At 63.5% G+C, this 17,406-nt stretch carries 11 protein-coding genes; 8 read left to right on the forward strand and 3 right to left on the reverse strand.

Annotation, left to right across the window (positions count from 1 at the left end; genetic code table 11):
* Positions 1 to 92 precede the first annotated feature (92 nt).
* Positions 93 to 527, forward strand: a complete 435-nt coding sequence (locus WMO64_RS08315; RefSeq protein ID WP_294517735.1) for a DUF3842 family protein — start codon at positions 93 to 95, stop codon at positions 525 to 527.
* Positions 528 to 530: 3 nt separating this feature from the next.
* Here the strand turns inward: WMO64_RS08315 and WMO64_RS08320 are convergent, their stop codons facing one another.
* The 3 genes from WMO64_RS08320 to WMO64_RS08330 form a co-directional block, all read right to left on the reverse strand.
* On the reverse strand, positions 531 to 1,913 hold the full coding sequence (locus WMO64_RS08320; RefSeq protein WP_349231675.1) for a putative hexosyltransferase: 1,383 nt from the start codon (positions 1,911 to 1,913) through the stop codon (positions 531 to 533).
* 140 nt (positions 1,914 to 2,053) lie between these two features.
* Positions 2,054 to 3,451 (reverse strand): hypothetical protein, encoded by a 1,398-nt coding sequence (locus tag WMO64_RS08325; RefSeq protein WP_349231676.1) that lies wholly within the window; start codon positions 3,449 to 3,451, stop codon positions 2,054 to 2,056.
* Entirely contained in the window at positions 3,448 to 3,972 is a 525-nt protein-coding gene (locus WMO64_RS08330; protein ID WP_349231677.1) for an RNA polymerase sigma factor, read from the reverse strand. The genes WMO64_RS08325 and WMO64_RS08330 overlap by 4 nt, the downstream gene beginning before the upstream one ends.
* Before the next feature lie 466 nt (positions 3,973 to 4,438).
* Between WMO64_RS08330 and rpoB the strand changes: the two genes are divergently transcribed.
* The 7 genes from rpoB to tuf all read left to right on the forward strand — a co-directional run bounded on the left by rpoB (position 4,439) and on the right by tuf (position 17,144).
* Positions 4,439 to 8,155: a DNA-directed RNA polymerase subunit beta gene (gene rpoB / locus WMO64_RS08335; RefSeq protein ID WP_349231682.1), complete on the forward strand. Its 3,717-nt coding sequence runs from the start codon at positions 4,439 to 4,441 to the stop codon at positions 8,153 to 8,155.
* Positions 8,156 to 8,176: 21 nt separating this feature from the next.
* Positions 8,177 to 11,926, forward strand: coding sequence for a DNA-directed RNA polymerase subunit beta' (gene rpoC / locus WMO64_RS08340; RefSeq protein ID WP_294517725.1), 3,750 nt, complete (start codon positions 8,177 to 8,179; stop codon positions 11,924 to 11,926).
* A gap of 310 nt (positions 11,927 to 12,236) precedes the next feature.
* Entirely contained in the window at positions 12,237 to 12,479 is a 243-nt protein-coding gene (locus WMO64_RS08345; RefSeq protein ID WP_277215823.1) for a ribosomal L7Ae/L30e/S12e/Gadd45 family protein, read from the forward strand.
* Positions 12,480 to 12,550: 71 nt separating this feature from the next.
* Positions 12,551 to 12,985 carry a 30S ribosomal protein S12 gene (gene rpsL / locus WMO64_RS08350; RefSeq protein WP_294548340.1) on the forward strand — a complete coding sequence of 145 codons (435 nt, stop codon included), beginning with the start codon at positions 12,551 to 12,553 and terminating at the stop codon, positions 12,983 to 12,985.
* Positions 12,986 to 13,186: 201 nt separating this feature from the next.
* On the forward strand, positions 13,187 to 13,657 hold the full coding sequence (gene rpsG, locus WMO64_RS08355; RefSeq protein ID WP_294517717.1) for a 30S ribosomal protein S7: 471 nt from the start codon (positions 13,187 to 13,189) through the stop codon (positions 13,655 to 13,657).
* Between the two features lie 12 nt (positions 13,658 to 13,669).
* Entirely contained in the window at positions 13,670 to 15,778 is a 2,109-nt protein-coding gene (gene fusA / locus WMO64_RS08360) for an elongation factor G (RefSeq protein ID WP_294517715.1), read from the forward strand.
* 163 nt (positions 15,779 to 15,941) lie between these two features.
* Complete coding sequence (tuf, locus tag WMO64_RS08365) at positions 15,942 to 17,144, forward strand: elongation factor Tu (protein WP_349231678.1); 1,203 nt, start codon at positions 15,942 to 15,944, stop codon at positions 17,142 to 17,144.
* Positions 17,145 to 17,406: the final 262 nt, after the last annotated feature.

A 17,406-nucleotide genomic window follows, 5' to 3' on the forward strand; every position in this document is an offset into this window, starting at 1 on the left:
TTTTTCGTAAAAATTGTTTGCAATTCCGGAAGCTCTGCGCTAAAATGGCGGAGATGTGTTGAAAAAGAGATAACGAACGGAGTTGGTAGGAATTGAGACGGGAAGATATTATTGTAGCCGTAGTGGACGGGCTGGGGGGCGGAATCGGGAAGAGCCTGGTGGAGAAGCTGAAGAAGAGCTGGCCCTGGCTCCATGTCCGCGCCCTGGGGACCAATTCCGGGGCGACTGCCCGCATGCTGAAGGCAGGGGCCGACGACGGCGCCACCGGTGAGAACGCCATCGTGGTCAACGCGGGCAAGGCCCAGATGATCCTGGGGGTGGTCACCGTGCTGGCGGCCAACGGCCTGCTGGGGGAGATCACCCCGGCCATGGCCCTGGCCATCGGGGAGAGCGAGGCGGTGAAGATCCTCGTCCCCATGGAGCGCTGCCACATCCGGGTGGCGGCGGAGCCCGGCACGGTGACCCAGTGCCTGGACCGGGCCATGGAGCTGGTGGGCGAGGAGCTGGACCGGCTGACCCGGGAGTAAGCATCATCTGGCGCGCCCCTGTCTGCTGTGCAGGCGGGGGCGTTTTTGTATTTCCCGGGCGATGTCTGCCGGGGGGCGCAGGGACCGGAACAGCCCCCAGACAGCGCCCAGCAGGGCGGCGAGCATCAGGAGAGCGCCCAGAGCCATGGGAAAGGCGTACTCCAGCTTCAGGTAGGCGTAGTAGGCCCCCAGAGAGGCGATCTGCACCAGGGCCGCAAGGGGGATGCGCCGTCTGTCGGTGCAGGCCCAGAGCAGGGTGAGGACGTCGGCCAGGAAGAAGTACCGGTCGTGCATGTGGGGGAGGAGAAAGGGGATCCCGATGGCCAGCACAACGCCGGCCGCCAGCAGGGCCCGGCCGGTGACCCGCTGCCGGCGGAGAAAGAGGGCCAACAGCACCCCGGCCGTCAGCAGCCCGGCGGCGGCGATGCCCGGAAGGGACGCGCCCGCCGGAAGATTTCCCGGCAGCAGGGCGTAGACCGAGGGGGCGTTGAGGGCGAGGGCGGAATAGGCCTTCGTCTGGCCCACATAGACCATTAGGATGTCGGGCAGGGGCTTTCCCGCCAGCAGGGCGGGGAGGGCGGCGGCCAGAAAGGCGGCGGGGAAGAGGGGCAGGTCTCTGGTCCTGACCCGGCCGGTGAACCAGAGGGCCGCCCACAGGGGCAGGAGGAAAATGGTCTGGAGCTTGACGGAGAAGGCCAGTCCCGCCAGCACCAGGGAGGGGGCGCTCCGCCGCTCCAGGCCGCAGGCCAGGGCGTGGAGGATGAGGGCGGCGTAGATGGAATCGCACTGGGACCAGCAGGCGCCGTTGAGCACCACGGTGGGCAGCAGCAGGAGCAGGCAGAAGGCGGCGGCGGGCCGGGGGCTGTCGTCCGGGCAGAACAGGCGGCACAGCCGGAAGCCGCCCCAGGAGAGCGCCACATCGAAGAGCACGGAGAAGAGCTTGATGAGGTAGAAGTCGGGCACATTGAAATAGGAGAGGGCGGCGAGAAAATAGAGGTAGGGGACGTTGTAGTCCCCTATGTTGTCCTTCAGGGCGGCGAAGCCGCCGTTATCGCGGAAATAGGCCGCCCAGGGGCCCAGGAAGTCGTAGTAGTCGTAGGAGCAGTAGTCCAGGCACAGCACCCGGTAGAAGAGGGCGGCTCCCACGGGCAGCAGGCAGAGCAGGCACAGCTGCCAGCCGCAGCCCTCCCACGCCAGCAGGGCCAGCGCCAGGGCGGCCAGCAGAAGGATCAGCAGAAAGACCAGCCCTCGCCCTGCGGCGCCGGTGTATTGCAGCCCTGTGACCTTGGCCAGGGCCAGTATCAGCAGGGCGGCCCCCGCCGCCCCGCAGGGGATCGCCAGCCAGGCGCCGCAGGTGCGGGGCGCGGGCCGGAGCGTGTCAGACATAAAACCCCTTCTTTCAGGAAGAATCTTCCATAAGCTTACCATCGGAAGGGGAGAAAATCTCGGGAAACCGGGCGAAGGGGGCGGCAGGGCAAAAAAACGCCTCTCCCGGAGCGGGAGAGGCGCAAACGCAGGAAATGGGGTCAGGGCGCGGTCCAGACGGTCTGTCCGGCCAGGGAGACGGAGGCGATATCCGCCGTGTCCGGGAAAATGCGGTTTCCGTCGTCGCCCACGGGCTGGAAGTGGGCGGAGGAGGGACCGTTTGCTGCGCCGGAGCCGCCCTGCCACGCGGTGGAAATCCGGCTGCCGTCCGCCATGGTGAGCACCGGGGCCACGCCCCGGTCCAGGAGCAGGCTCAGCGCGTCGGTGCCGTTGTCCATGGTGAAGGAGATATCCAGGGCGGAGAGCCGCAGTTCGGTCAGGCTGAGGGACATGCCGTCCAGGTCCACAGATGTCTGGATGTCCAGGGCCAGGGCGCTGCTCTGGTCGGCGGTAAAGGCGAGGGAGAAGGGGGCGCCGGACAGGATCTTGTCCACCTGATAGGACACCTCCAGCTCCAGCCAGGGCAGGTCGGCGGCGGTGAGGGGGCAGTCCCGGAAGGTGTAGAGCATGCCGCTGGTACCGTCGGACAGGGTGACGCTGTCGCCGCCGGAGAGGGAATAGGCTTGGCCGGTCCGGGTGTCCACCAGAGCCTCCGGGAGGACGCCGCCGCACACCAGGTCGCCGCTTTGGGCCGTGCCGCCGCTGAGCAGGATGCCCAGCCCGTTTTCCGTGACCGCACCGCCCAGAATCCGGTACTGGGGGAATTTATCGTCCAGCGGCAGCGGGATGGAGGTATGCGCCAGGTCGGCGGCGGCCTGTCCGGCGTCGTATTCCGGGATATCCAGCTCTGCCAGGGGCGCCAGGGATACAGCCTCCTCCGGCTGATAGCCCAGGGCGTTGTCGGAGTAGAGCGGAATGGCCACGCCGTCTGCCGTAAAGGTGAGCTGCTTGCCGGACAGCGTCTCTCCGGCGAAGAGCCGGTGGTCCTCCAGCTGACAGCAGAAGAAGAGGGCGGTTCCGTCCTCTGAGAGGACGGGGTTGTCCATGCCGCCTCCGCCGAAGGACTGTCCGTCGGCCAGAAGGGAAGCGTGCACGGTGTGGCCGCTGAGCCGGGCGTCCGGATCGATGGGCCCGCCGTCGGCCCGGGAGAGGGACAGCAGCAGGATGATGCCGCTGTCGTCGGCCATCACGTCCTCCAGGGTGAGGGTGTAGTCTCCGGCGGTCTGGCTGACGCCGGGGGAGGTGACCGCGCGATATGGGATGTCAGCGCCGGGCCAGAAGTGCTGCCACAGGCCGGATACACCGGCGGCTGCTGCGCCGATTATAAGAAAGAGGGCCAGGGCGGCGGCCAGCAGGAGGGTGCGCCGGGGGAGGGCCCTGGGCCTGCGGTCCCCCTCTGCGGCCAGCCGCAGGCGGACGGCGGGCTCGATCTCGCAGGGAGGGGTGACCACCTGGGAGAGCGCATCATAAATCAGCTGTTCATCAGCGGTTCGGTTCATAGACAATCCTCCTTTGCGCAGGGCGGATGGGATGGAGCCAGGGCCTTGGCCAGCTTCTTTCTGGCCCGCTGGTAGCGCTGCCGCGCGGTGGCGGCGGACACGCCGTGCCGCTGTGCCAGGACCTCAAAGGGCTGCTCCTCCATGACCCGGCCAAAGACCAGGGCCCGCTCCTCCGGCCGGAGGGTGAGCAGAGCCCGGCGCAGATCCTCGCCGATATAGTCCGGATCGGACCGGGAGGTGGGCGGAGGCGCGAAGAGCTGCCGCTTCCGCCGCCGGAGCTGGTCCATGCAGGCGGTGTAGGCCAGGCGGTACAGCCAGGGCTGGAGGGGCGCGGCTTTGAGCCGTTCCCGGTAGCGCCAGGCTTTGAAAAAGGTGTCCTGCACCGCGTCCTGGGCCTCGTGGTAGTCGCAGAGGATGTGGTGGCAGTAGCGGAGCAGCGGCTGCCCGTACCGGTCGATGGCGGCGGAGAGGGCGGCCTCGTCTCCGGCGGAAAAGGCGGCCTGAAGCTGCTGTTCGTCCATGGTGTCCCTCCTTTCACTGTGTCATGCTGAAGACCGGCTTCACCCATGATAACGGCGGAAAAGGCGGTTTTGTGACAGCGGGGCGAAAAAAGAAAACGGCCCGCCCGGATGGGGGCGAACCGTTCAGAACTGGCGGGAAGGCAAAATAAAAATCTGGATTTCTCCAGATTTCGCCTGCAAAGGGGATTGACTCGTACAGATATCCATGGTATACTTAAATGCTCTTATTTCCGGGAAAGGTCTGTTCCGATTCTCTCCCAGCTTGGATACAGTTTACCACGGAGATGAGAAAAGCGCAATAGGAAACCTAAATATCGCTTCAACGCATGCGGGCGTATCAAAGTGCCTGCGGCGTATCCCTTTGTAGGATTTGACGAAGAAGAGGACAGAGAAAGCGGTTTTTGGCCTGCGGAAACAGGCGAAAAATCGCGGCAGTATCAGAAAACGAGGTGTTATTTCTACGATGATGGTCAAGGACGTGTACTACGGCAAGACCCTGCGCAAGAGCTACGCCCGTCACGAGGAAATCCTGAGCATGCCCAACCTGCTGGAGGTTCAGAAGAACTCCTACCAGTGGTTCCTGGACAAGGGTCTCCGCGAGGTGTTCAAGGACGTGGCCTCCATCACCGACTACGCGGGCAACCTGGAGCTCTCCTTTATTGATTACTCCATGGACGAGCCGCCCAAGTACAACATCGAGGAGTGCAAGGCGCGGGACGCCACGTACGCCGCCCCCATCAAGGTGCGGGTCCGCCTGCGCAACAAGGAGACCGAGGAGATCAAGGAACAGGAGATCTTCATGGGCGACTTCCCCCTGATGACCGACTCCGGTTCCTTTGTCATCAACGGCGCTGAGCGCGTGATCGTCTCCCAGATCGTCCGTTCCCCCGGCGTGTACTACGCCCGCACCGAGGACAAGGCCGGCAACGTGACCTACGCCACCACCGTGATCCCCTACCGGGGCGCCTGGCTGGAGTATGAGACCGACCTGAGCGACGTGTTCTATGTCCGCATCGACAAGAACCGCAAGCTGCCCATCACCTGCTTCATCCGGGCGGTGGGCCCCCGGACCGACGCGGAGATCATCGACATGTTCGGCGAGGACCCCCGCATCGTGGCCACCCTGGAGAAGGACGCCTGCAAGACCTACGAGGACGCCCTGCTGGAGGTGTACCGCAAGCTCCGTCCCGGCGAGCCCCCCACGGTGGACTCCGCCGAGAGCCTGCTCAACGCCCTGTTCTTTGACCCCCGCCGGTACGACCTGTCCTCCGTGGGCCGCTACAAGTTCAACAAGAAGCTGGCCCTGTGGCACCGGCTGGTGGGCCAGAAGCTGGCTCTGCCCATCGCCGACCCCCTGACCGGCGAGCTGCTGGCCGAGGCCGGCGAGGTGGTCAGCCGGGAGAAGGCCCACGAGCTGGACGATCACGGCGTCAACGAGGCCGTCATCCAGCTGGAGAACGGCACCCTGGTGAAGATGTTCTCCAACAACATGGTGGACATGTCCAAGTTCGTGGACTTCGATCCCGCTGAGTGCGGCATCACCGAGCGGGTGCGGTTCTCCGTGCTCCAGGAGCTGATGAACCAGTACTCCGGCGAGGAGCTGAAGGAGGCCGTGACGGAGCACGCCGACGACCTGGTGCCCAAGCACATCATCGTGGACGACATGATGGCCTCCATCAACTACCTCAACTGCCTGGCCAACGGCGCCGGCACTGCCGACGACATCGACCACCTGGGCAACCGCCGCCTGCGCTGCGTGGGCGAGCTGCTGCAGAACCAGTTCCGCATCGGCTTCAGCCGTATGGAGCGGGTCATCCGGGAGCGCATGACCATCCAGGACCTGGACATCGTCACCCCCCAGAGCCTGATCAACATCCGCCCCGTCACCGCCGCCATCAAGGAGTTCTTCGGCTCCTCCCCCCTGAGCCAGTTCATGGACCAGACCAACCCTCTGGCCGAGCTGACCCACAAGCGCCGTATGTCCGCTCTGGGCCCCGGCGGCCTGTCCCGTGACCGGGCCTCCTTCGACGTGCGAGACGTCCACTACTCCCACTACGGCCGCCTGTGCCCCATCGAGACCCCCGAAGGTCCCAACATCGGCCTGATCTCCTACCTGGCCGCCTACGCCCGCATCAACCGGTACGGCTTCATCGAGGCCCCCTACCGCAAGGTGGACAAGGCCACCGGCTGCCTCACCGACCAGGTGGAGTACATGACCGCCGACATTGAGGACCAGTTCATCATCGCCCAGGCCACCGAGCCCGTGGACGAGAACAAGCGCCTGCTCAACGACCGTATCACCTGCCGCCACCGCAACGAGATCATCGAGGTGGACCGGGACCAGGTGGACTATATCGACGTCTCTCCCCAGATGATGTTCTCCATCGCTACCGCCCAGATCCCCTTCCTGGAGAACGACGACGCCAACCGTGCTCTGATGGGCGCCAACATGCAGCGTCAGGCCGTGCCTCTGCTGCGTCCCGAGGCCCCCATCGTGGCCACCGGCCAGGAGCACAAGAACTGCATCGACTCCGGCGTGGCCATTCTGGCCGAGGAGGACGGCGAGATCCTGAAGGTCTCCGCCCAGTACATCACCGTCCGCTATGACAGCGGCCGGGTGGTGGACTACAAGCTGACCAAGTTCATGCGCTCCAACCACACCACCTGCATCAACCAGCGCCCTATCGTCAACGCGGGCCAGCGGGTGGAGAAGGGGGAGGTCATCGCCGACGGCCCCTCCACCTCCAACGGCGAGATCGCCCTGGGCAAGAACATCCTCATGGGCTTCATGACCTGGGAAGGCTACAACTACGAGGACGCCATCCTGCTCAACGAGCGCATGGTGAAGGACGACGTCTTTACCTCTATTCATATTGAGGAGTACGAGACCGAGAGCCGGGACACCAAGCTGGGCCCCGAGGAGATTACTCGGGACATCCCCAACGTGGGCGAGGACGCCCTGAAGGATCTGGACGAGCGCGGCATCATCCGCGTGGGCGCCGAGGTCCGCTCCGGCGACATCCTGGTGGGCAAGGTCACCCCCAAGGGCGAGACCGACCTGACCGCCGAGGAGCGTCTGCTCCGGGCCATCTTCGGCGAGAAGGCCCGCGAGGTCCGCGACACCTCCCTGAAGGTGCCCCACGGCGAGAGCGGCATCATCGTGGACGTGAAGGTGTTCACCCGCGAGGGCGGCGACGAGCTGTCCCCCGGCGTCAACCAGGTGGTCCGCGTGTATATCGCCCAGAAGCGTAAGATCTCCGTGGGCGACAAGATGGCCGGCCGTCACGGCAACAAGGGTGTCGTGTCCCGCATCCTGCCCCAGGAGGATATGCCCTTCCTGCCCGACGGCACCCCCCTGGACATCGTGCTGAACCCCCTGGGCGTGCCTTCCCGTATGAACATCGGACAGGTGCTGGAGGTCCACCTTGGCTACGCCGCCAAGACCCTGGGCTGGAAGGTGGCCACCCCCATCTTCAACGGCGCCGATGAGAAGGACATCGCCGAGACCCTTCAGCTGGCCGGCCTGAGCCCCGACGGCAAGAGCTGGCTGTACGACGGCCGTACCGGCGAGCGGTTCGACAACCGGGTCACCGTGGGCTACGTCTACTTCCTCAAGCTGCACCACCTGGTGGACGATAAGATCCACGCCCGTTCCACCGGCCCCTACTCCCTGGTCACCCAGCAGCCTCTGGGCGGCAAGGCCCAGTTCGGCGGCCAGCGCTTCGGCGAGATGGAGGTGTGGGCTCTGGAGGCCTACGGCGCCGCCTACACCCTCCAGGAGATCCTCACCGTCAAGTCCGACGATACCACCGGCCGTGTCCGCACCTACGAGGCCATTGTCAAGGGCCACAACGTGCCCAAGCCCGGTGTGCCCGAGTCCTTCAAGGTTCTGGTCAAGGAGCTGCAGGCCCTGTGCCTGGACATCAAGGTCCTGGACGCCGAGGGCCAGGAGATCGAGCTCAAGGACGACGACGAGGACAACTACACCCCCGACCACAGCCACGACGACGACTTCGGCTTTGGCTACGACCAGGGCGGCGAGGCCGAGTTCCAGGCTGCTGGCTACACCCTCAAGGAGGGCAGCGACGACGACGATCTGGCCGTTGCTGACGCCGACGAGGACGATGATTTTTCCGACGGCGGCGACGTGGACTTCCTGTCCGATGACGGCGACGAGGAATAAGAAAGGGAGGACGACAGAGTTATGAGTTACGCTGAGTTTGACGCCATCCGCATTGGCATCGCCTCCCCGGAGCAGATCCGCGAGTGGTCCTACGGCGAGGTCAAGAAGCCGGAGACCATCAACTACCGCACGCTCAAGCCCGAGCGGGACGGCCTGTTCTGCGAGCGCATCTTTGGCCCCACCAAGGACTGGGAGTGCCACTGCGGCAAGTACAAGAAGATCCGCTACAAGGGCAAGATCTGCGACCGCTGCGGCGTGGAGGTCACCCGGGCCAAGGTGCGCCGTGAGCGCATGGGCCACATCGAGCTGGCCGCCCCTGTGTCCCACATCTGGTACTTCAAGGGCATTCCCTCCCGGATGGGCCTGCTGCTGGACATCAGCCCCCGTATCCTGGAGAAGGTGCTCTACTTCGCCAGCTATATCGTCACCGACCCCGGCTTCTCCCCTCTGGCCAAGAACCAGATCCTCTCCGAGAAGGAGTACCGCGACATGCGGGAGAAGTACGAGGACGACTTTGAGGCCGGCATGGGCGCCGAGGCCGTGAAGAAGCTGCTCCAGGACATCAACCTGGAGGAGCTGTCCGAGCAGCTGCGCGCCGAGCTGAAGGACGCCTCCGGCCAGAAGAAGGCCCGCATCGTCAAGCGCCTGGAGGTGGTGGACGCCTTCCGCCTCTCCGGCAACAAGCCCGAGTGGATGATCATCGACGTGCTGCCCGTCATTCCCCCCGAGCTGCGCCCCATGGTGCAGCTGGACGGCGGCCGCTTCGCCACCTCCGACCTGAACGACCTGTACCGCCGGGTCATCAACCGCAACAACCGCCTCAAGCGCCTCATCCAGCTCAACGCGCCCGACATCATCGTGCGCAACGAGAAGCGGATGCTCCAGGAGGCGGTGGACGCCCTCATCGACAACGGCCGCCGGGGCCGCGCCGTCACCGGCGCCAACAACCGGGCGCTCAAGTCCCTGAGCGACATGCTCAAGGGCAAGCAGGGCCGTTTCCGTCAGAACCTGCTGGGCAAGCGTGTTGACTACTCCGGCCGTTCCGTTATCGTGGTTGGCCCCGAGCTGAAGATCTACCAGTGCGGCCTGCCCAAGGAGATGGCCATCGAGCTGTTCCGCCCCTTCGTCATGAAGAAGCTGGTGGAGGACGGCCTGGCCAACAACATCAAGTCCGCCAAGAAGATGGTGGACAAGGGCAAGGCCGAGGTGTGGGACGCCCTGGAGTTCGTCATCAAGGAGCACCCCGTCATGCTCAACCGTGCGCCTACGCTGCACCGTCTGGGCATCCAGGCCTTTGAGCCCGTGCTGGTGGAGGGCCGCGCCATCAAGCTGCACCCCCTGGTGTGTACCGCCTTCAACGCCGACTTCGACGGCGACCAGATGGCCGTCCACGTGCCTCTGTCTTCCGAGGCCCAGACCGAGGCCCGGCTGCTGATGCTCTCCGCCAACAACCTGCTCCGTCCCCAGGACGGCGGCCCCGTCACCGTGCCCACTCAGGATATGGTGCTGGGTTCCTACTACCTGACCTACGAGAAGTACCCCGAGCACACCGCCGGCGAGACCTATGAGGATGTGGCCGCCGTCAAGGCCGCCCTGGCCGAGGGCGCCATCCAGGCCGACGACTCTGTCTGGGTCAAGAACCCCGGCAAGCTGGACGACATCCCCACCTATGCCGGCATCTGCGCCGAGACCCCCGACGGTGAGCTGCCCCGTGAGGTGCTCCACGCCTTCGGCAGCGACATCGAGGCCCGCCTGGCCTACGACGAGGGCGAGCTGGAGCTCCACGTGCCCATCCTGGTCCGCCGCAGCCGCGAGGTGGACGGCGAGACCAAGACCAAGCTGGTCCGCACCACCGTGGGCCGCCTGATCTTCAACGAGGGCATCCCCCAGGACCTGGGCTTCGTGGACCGCACCGATCCCGAGACCATGTTCGACCCGGAGATCAACTTCGTCACCGGCAAGAAGCAGCTGGGCAAGATCATCGACAAGTGCATCACCAAGTACGGCTTCAACTACTCCGCCGGCGTGCTGGACACCATCAAGGCCCGGGGCTACAAGTTCTCCACCCGCGGCGCCCTGACCGTCTCCATCTACGACATGACCCTGCCCGAGGAGAAGCAGGGCCTCATCGCCGCCACCGAGAAGGAGATCGTGAAGATCGATCGCCAGTACAAGCGCGGCTTCCTGACCAACGACGAGCGGTACCGCCTGGTGGTGGAGGCCTGGGAGAAGACCACCAAGGACGTGACCGACGCCCTGATGGCCTGTCTGGACCGGTACAACCCCATCTGGATGATGGCCGACTCCGGCGCCCGTGGTAGCTCCGCCCAGATCCGTCAGCTGGCCGGCATGCGCGGCCTGATGGCCGACACCTCCGGCCGCACCATCGAGATCCCCATCAAGTCCAACTTCCGTGAAGGCCTGTCCGTCCTGGAGTACTTCATCTCCTCCAGAGGCGCCCGAAAGGGTATGGCCGATACCGCTCTGCGTACCGCCGACTCGGGTTACCTGACCCGCCGTCTGGTGGACGTGTCCCAGGAGGTCATCATCCGCGAGGAGGACTGCGGCACCCACGACGGCATCATCGTCTCCGAGATCTCGGAGAACGGCCAGGTCATCGAGACCTTCGGCGAGCGCCTGAAGGGCCGCTATCCCGTGGAGGACATCTGCGATCCCGTCACCGGTGAGGTGCTCATCGACCACCACACCATGATGACCGCCGACCACGCCAAGCTGCTGGAGGCCCACGGCATCCACCAGGCCAAGATCCGCTCCGTCCTCACCTGCGAGGCCCGCAGCGGCGTGTGCTCCAAGTGCTACGGCATCAACCTGGCCATCGGCGAGCCTGTGGGCGCCGGCGAGGCGGTGGGTATCATCGCCGCCCAGTCCATCGGCGAGCCCGGCACCCAGCTGACCATGCGTACCTTCCACACCGGCGGCGTTGCCGGCGGCGATATCACCCAGGGTCTTCCCCGTGTTGAGGAGCTGTTCGAGGCCCGCCGTCCCAAGAAGATGGCCCAGCTGGCCGAGATCTCCGGCCGGGTGTCCATCGAGGAGGCCAAGCGCGCCACTCTGCTCAACGTCACCATCACCGCCGACGACGGCGAGGTGGTCACCTACGCCATCCCCAACTCCGCGGGCATCCGCGTGAAGGACGGCGACACCGTGAAGAAGGGCGACGCCCTCACCGACGGCGCCCTCTATCCCCAGGACGTCATCCGCATCCGGGGCATCCACGCGGTGTACGACTACCTCATCCAGGAAGTGCAGAAGCCCTACCGCCAGCAGGGCGTTGATATCAACGACAAGCACATCGAGGTCATCTGCCGCCAGATGATGCGCAAGGTCCGTGTGGAGGACGCCGGCGACTCCGACCTGCTGTCCGGCTCCACCGTGGACATCATCGAGTTCAAGGACGCCTACAAGGCGGTCCAGGACCGCATCACCGCCGGCGAGACCAACGACGGCATGGAGCTGCGCCTGCCCACCTGCACCCGTCTGCTGATGGGTATCACCAAGGCCTCTCTGGCCACCGAGTCCTTCTTGTCCGCCGCCTCCTTCCAGGAGACCACCAAGGTCCTGACCGAGGCCGCCATCAAGGGCAAGGTGGACCACCTGCTGGGCCTGAAGGAGAACGTCATCATCGGTAAGCTGATCCCCGCCGGTTCCGGCCTGGCCGCTTACCGCAAGTACGACAAGCAGGAGGAGGCTCAGGCCGAGTCCGCCTCCGCGGTCCACGCCACCCAGGAGCTCATGCGCTCCAGCTACTAAGCAAATCCGGCAGAAATACAGCCCTCCGCCGCCTCCCAGAGGCGGCGGAGGGCTTTTTCTGTCCCTGCCGGGCAGGGGAGGGGAGCTCTGCTGTGCGTTTTCAACAGAAGAAGCGGCAGCTTTTTACCACAAAATTGTTATCAGTGCCCGAAAGGGAAGAAAACCGCAAAAATACTGTGTTTTCCGGTATTTTTGTGCTTGACTATCCAATGCACCTATGCTATAATCTCAAATTGCGCAGGTATGTCTGCGCCAAGCGTGTCAATGCGCTGTTTTTTGCGCGGAAAAACGGGAAGAAGGAGGCGTACAGATGCTCTCGGAGCTGAAAAATGGCCCCAAGGTGGCCGGCGTCAAGCAGACAAAGCGGGCAATTGGGGACGGGAGAGCGGTGCGCGTCTTTCTGGCAGAGGATGCCGACCCCCGCGTGACCGAACCGGTAGAGGAGCTCTGCCGGGAGAAGGGGATTGCCGTGGAGCATGTCCCCGCCATGAAGGAGCTGGGCGCCGCCTGCGGCATCGCCGTGGGGAGCGCTGTGGCGGCTCTGGTCCATTGATTTTAGCGGAATAATCTCACGGTTATTCTGTTAAAATATATTCTATCATCGTCTAAGAAAGGAGGAAAACCATGCCTACGTTTAACCAGCTCGTCCGTAAGGGCCGCGAGAAGGTGACCTACAAGTCCACTTCTCCCGCTATGCAGCATGGCCTGAACACCCTGACCAACCGCGAGACCGACCTGCCTTCTCCTCAGAAGCGCGGCGTGTGCACCGCAGTGCGTACCTCCACCCCCAAGAAGCCTAACTCGGCTCTTCGTAAGATCGCCCGTGTGAAGCTGACCAACGGTTACGAGGTCACCGCCTATATCCCCGGTGTGGGCCACAACCTGCAGGAGCACTCTGTGGTCATGATCCGCGGCGGCCGTGTCAAGGACCTGCCCGGCGTTCGTTACCACATCATCCGCGGCACTCTGGACACCCAGGGCGTCAATGGCCGTATGCAGGGCCGTTCCAAGTACGGCGCCAAGCGGCCCAAGGCCGGCAAGGGCGGCGCGAAGAAGTAATTCACGCACCGCAACTTACCCCAGCAACACTGAAATGACACAATGCGCACAGAGCGCAAGGCAGTTGTCCTTGCAGAAGCGCTTCCTTATATATAGGGGCGTTTCCCGCAGGGCACTGGACAAGCAGGCACTTGTCTTACACGGGGGCGTATGAGCGCCTTCGAGTACCTATGAAATCATACTATGAAGGAGGGAAGCAAAGTGCCCAGAAGAGGAAACGTACCCAAGCGGGAGGTTCTGCCCGACCCGCTGTATAACTCCGTACTGGTTACCAAGCTGGTCAACAGCATCATGCTGGACGGCAAGAAGGGCGTGGCCCAGAAGGTGGTCTACGGGGCGTTTGACATCATCAAGGAGAAGACCGGCAAGGAGCCCCTGGATGTGTTCACCGCCGCTATCGAGAACATCATGCCTTCCCTGGAGGTCAAGGCCCGCCGTGTGGGCGGCGCCACCTACCAGGTGCCCATCGAGGTCCGTCCCGAGCGCCGTCAGACCCTGGGTCTGCGTTGGCTCACCACTTACTCCCGCGCCCGCAGCGAGAAGACCATGAAGGAGCGTCTGGCCGGCGAGATCATGGACGCCGCCAACAACCTGGGTTCCGCCGTCAAGAAGCGCGAGGATACCCACAAGATGGCCGAGTCCAACAAGGCGTTCGCTCACTACCGCTGGTAAAGGAGTTAAAGTATGCCTAGAAAAGTTAGCCTGGAGAATACCCGGAACATTGGTATCATGGCCCACATCGACGCGGGCAAGACTACCACCACCGAGCGTATCCTCTACTATACCGGCGTCAACTACAAGATCGGCGAGACCCACGACGGTACCGCCACCATGGACTGGATGGCTCAGGAGCAGGAGCGCGGCATCACCATCACCTCCGCCGCCACCACCTGCTACTGGAAGGGAACCAAGAACCAGTTCCCCCAGACCCGTATCAACATCATTGATACCCCGGGCCACGTGGACTTCACCGTCGAGGTGGAGCGCTCCCTGCGCGTGCTGGACGGCTCTGTGACCGTCATGTGCGCCAAGGGCGGCGTCGAGCCCCAGTCCGAGACCGTTTGGCGCCAGGCGGACCACTACAAGGTCCCCCGCATGATCTACGTCAACAAGATGGACATCATGGGCGCCGATTTCTACAACGTGCTGCACATGATCCACGACCGCCTCAAGTGCAACGCCGTGCCCATTCAGCTCCCCATCGGCAGCGAGGATACCTTCAAGGGCATCATCGATCTGGTGGAGATGGACGCTGACATCTACTACGATGAGATGGGCAAGGACATGCGCGTGGAGCCCATTCCCGAGGACATGATGGAGCTGGCCCAGGAGTACCGCACCAAGCTGATCGACGCCTGCGCGGACCTGAGCGACGAGATCATGGAGCTGGCTCTGGAGGAGCAGCCCATTCCTCAGGACCTGATCCGCAAGGTGCTCCGTCAGGGCACCATCGACAACAAGGTCGTGCCCGTCACCTGCGGTACCTCTTACCGTAACAAGGGCGTGCAGAAGCTGCTGGACGCCATCGTGGACTACATGCCCTCTCCTGTGGATATCCCCGCTATCAAGGGCATCAATCCCGAAACCGACGAGGAGGAGGACCGTCACTCCACCGACGACGGCCCCTTCGCCGCTCTGGCCTTCAAGATTGCCACCGATCCCTTTGTGGGCCGTCTGTCCTTCATCCGTGTCTACTCCGGCACCCTGAACACCGGTACCGCGGTGCTCAACTCCACCAAGAAGCAGAAGGAGCGCATCGGCCGTATCCTGCAGATGCACGCCAATCACCGTGAGGACATCGAGACCGTGTACTCCGGCGACATCGCCGCCGTCATCGGCCTGAAGAACACCACCACCGGTGATACCCTCTGCGACGAGAAGGCTCCCATCATTCTGGAGTCCATGGAGTTCCCCGACCCCGTTATCCGCGTGGCCATCGAGCCCAAGACCAAGGCTGGCCAGGAGAAGATGGGCATCGCCCTCGCCAAGCTGGCTGAGGAGGACCCCACCTTCAAGACCTACACCGACGAGGAGACTGGTCAGACCATCATCGCCGGCATGGGCGAGCTCCACCTGGAAATCATCGTGGACCGTCTGCTCCGCGAGTACAAGGTGGAGGCCAACGTGGGCGCGCCCCAGGTCGCCTACAAGGAGACCATCCGCAAGGCTGTGGATCAGGACACCAAGTATGCCCGTCAGTCCGGCGGTAAGGGCCAGTACGGCCACGTCAAGATCCACGTGGAGCCCAACGAGTCCGGCAAGGGCTACGAGTTCGTCAACGCCATCGTGGGCGGCGCCATCCCCAAGGAGTATATCCCTGCGGTTGACGCCGGTATCCAGGGCGCCATGCAGGCCGGTGTTCTGGCCGGCTACCCCGTTGAGGACGTGAAGGTCACCCTGTACGACGGCTCCTATCACGAGGTCGACTCCTCCGAGATGGCCTTTAAGATTGCCGGCTCCATGGCCTTCAAGGAGGCCTGCCGCAAGGCCAACCCCGTGCTCCTCGAGCCCATCATGAAGGTGGACGTCATTGTCCCCGAGGACTATATGGGCGACGTTATCGGCGACCTGAACTCCCGCCGCGGCCAGATCCAGGGCATGGAAGCCCGTCCCGGCGCTCAGGCCATCGACGCTCTGGTGCCCCTGAGCGAGATGTTCGGCTACGCCACTGACCTGCGTTCCCGCACTCAGGGCCGCGGCCAGTACTCCATGGAGCCTCACAGCTACGTGGAGATCCCCAAGAACATCGCCGAGAAGATCATCGCCGAGCGCGGCCGGAACAACGCCGACTAAGCAGCGAAACAGCCCAAGGGCCCCTCTCCGGAGGGGCCTGCGGGATGAGTTTTTGCGGATGCGGAAGAAAGTATTGCAATTTCTCCGTCAATGCTATACAATATCTACGCATTCATGTAAAACATCAAACATGTTAACATGTAATTAAGGAGGATATCCAAACATGGCTAAGGCAAAATTTGAGCGTACTAAGCCCCATGTCAACATTGGCACCATCGGCCACGTTGACCACGGCAAGACTACCCTGACCGCCGCTATCACCAAGTATCTGGCTCTGAAGGGCCAGGCCGAGTTCGAGGACTACGCCAGCATCGACAAGGCCCCCGAGGAGAAGGAGCGCGGCATCACCATCAACACCGCCCACGTTGAGTATCAGACTGACGCCCGTCACTATGCTCACGTTGACTGCCCGGGCCACGCCGACTATATCAAGAACATGATCACCGGTGCTGCTCAGATGGACGGCGCCATCCTGGTCATCGCCGCCACCGACGGCCCCATGGCTCAGACCAAGGAGCACCTGCTGCTGGCCCGTCAGGTGGGCGTGCCCGCCATCGTGGTCTTCCTGAACAAGTGCGATCAGGTTGACGATCCCGAGCTGCTGGAGCTGGTCGAGATGGAGGTCCGTGAGACCCTCGACAAGTACGAGTTCCCCGGCGACGACACCCCCATCATCAAGGGTTCCGCTCTGAACGCCCTGGTGTCCGAGTCCACCGATCCCAACGCTCCCGAGTATGCCTGCATCAAGGAGCTGATGGACGCTGTCGATACCTTCATCCCCACTCCTCCCCGCGATGACTCTCTGCCCTTCCTGATGCCCGTCGAGGACGTGTTCACCATCTCCGGCCGTGGTACCGTTGCTACCGGCCGTGTGGAGCGTGGTATCCTGAAGGCCGGCGAGACCGTCGAGATCGTTGGTCTGACCGACGAGAAGAAGTCCACCGTCGTCACCTCCATGGAGATGTTCCGCAAGACTCTGGACTACGTCGAGGCCGGCGACAACGTGGGCTGCCTGCTCCGTGGTATCGCCAAGACCGACATCGAGCGCGGCCAGGTGCTGTGCAAGCCCGGCTCCATTCACCCCCACACCAAGTTCAAGGGCCAGGTTTACGTCCTGACCAAGGACGAGGGCGGCCGTCACACCCCCTTCTTCAACAACTATCGTCCTCAGTTCTACTTCCGTACCACCGACGTGACCGGCATCATCACTCTGCCCGAGGGCACTGAGATGTGCATGCCCGGCGATAACGTCGACATGGACGTTGAGCTGATCACCCCCATCGCCATCGAGAAGGGCCTGCGTTTCGCTATCCGTGAGGGTGGCCGTACCGTCGGTTCCGGCGTCGTCATCGAGATCAACGAGTAATTGATTCTCGCTGCGCGCAGCTGATGCGTGATCACAGAGAGACCTCATCCGTTTCGGATGGGGTCTCTCTTTTTTTGCGCTCCGCGCCGGCTGGCCCGGGGAGGGTCCCGCTGTACGCAGGGAAAAATTCGGAGCGGGTCGGAGCCGGGGGTAGTGTCAAGAATTTTTCGCACTTTGGTTTACAGACTCTGGCGTGAATGAAATCAGCCAGCAATGGAGGTGTCCTCAAGAGCCGCCTCCAGGTGCTTCATGTTCATGTACT

This window comes from Pseudoflavonifractor intestinihominis (assembly GCF_040096055.1).
Taxonomy (GTDB): Bacteria; Bacillota; Clostridia; order Oscillospirales; family Oscillospiraceae; genus Pseudoflavonifractor; species Pseudoflavonifractor intestinihominis.

Coding starts and splice junctions, on each gene's coding strand:
- WMO64_RS08345 (WP_277215823.1), top strand. CDS start 12,237: ATGCTCTCGGAGCTGAAAAATGGCCCCAAGGTGGCCGGCGTCAAGCAG.
- tuf (WP_349231678.1), top strand. CDS start 15,942: ATGGCTAAGGCAAAATTTGAGCGTACTAAGCCCCATGTCAACATTGGC.
- rpsL (WP_294548340.1), top strand. CDS start 12,551: ATGCCTACGTTTAACCAGCTCGTCCGTAAGGGCCGCGAGAAGGTGACC.
- rpoC (WP_294517725.1), top strand. CDS start 8,177: ATGAGTTACGCTGAGTTTGACGCCATCCGCATTGGCATCGCCTCCCCG.
- WMO64_RS08330 (WP_349231677.1), bottom strand. CDS start 3,972: ATGGACGAACAGCAGCTTCAGGCCGCCTTTTCCGCCGGAGACGAGGCC.
- fusA (WP_294517715.1), top strand. CDS start 13,670: ATGCCTAGAAAAGTTAGCCTGGAGAATACCCGGAACATTGGTATCATG.
- rpoB (WP_349231682.1), top strand. CDS start 4,439: ATGGTCAAGGACGTGTACTACGGCAAGACCCTGCGCAAGAGCTACGCC.
- WMO64_RS08325 (WP_349231676.1), bottom strand. CDS start 3,451: ATGAACCGAACCGCTGATGAACAGCTGATTTATGATGCGCTCTCCCAG.
- WMO64_RS08320 (WP_349231675.1), bottom strand. CDS start 1,913: ATGTCTGACACGCTCCGGCCCGCGCCCCGCACCTGCGGCGCCTGGCTG.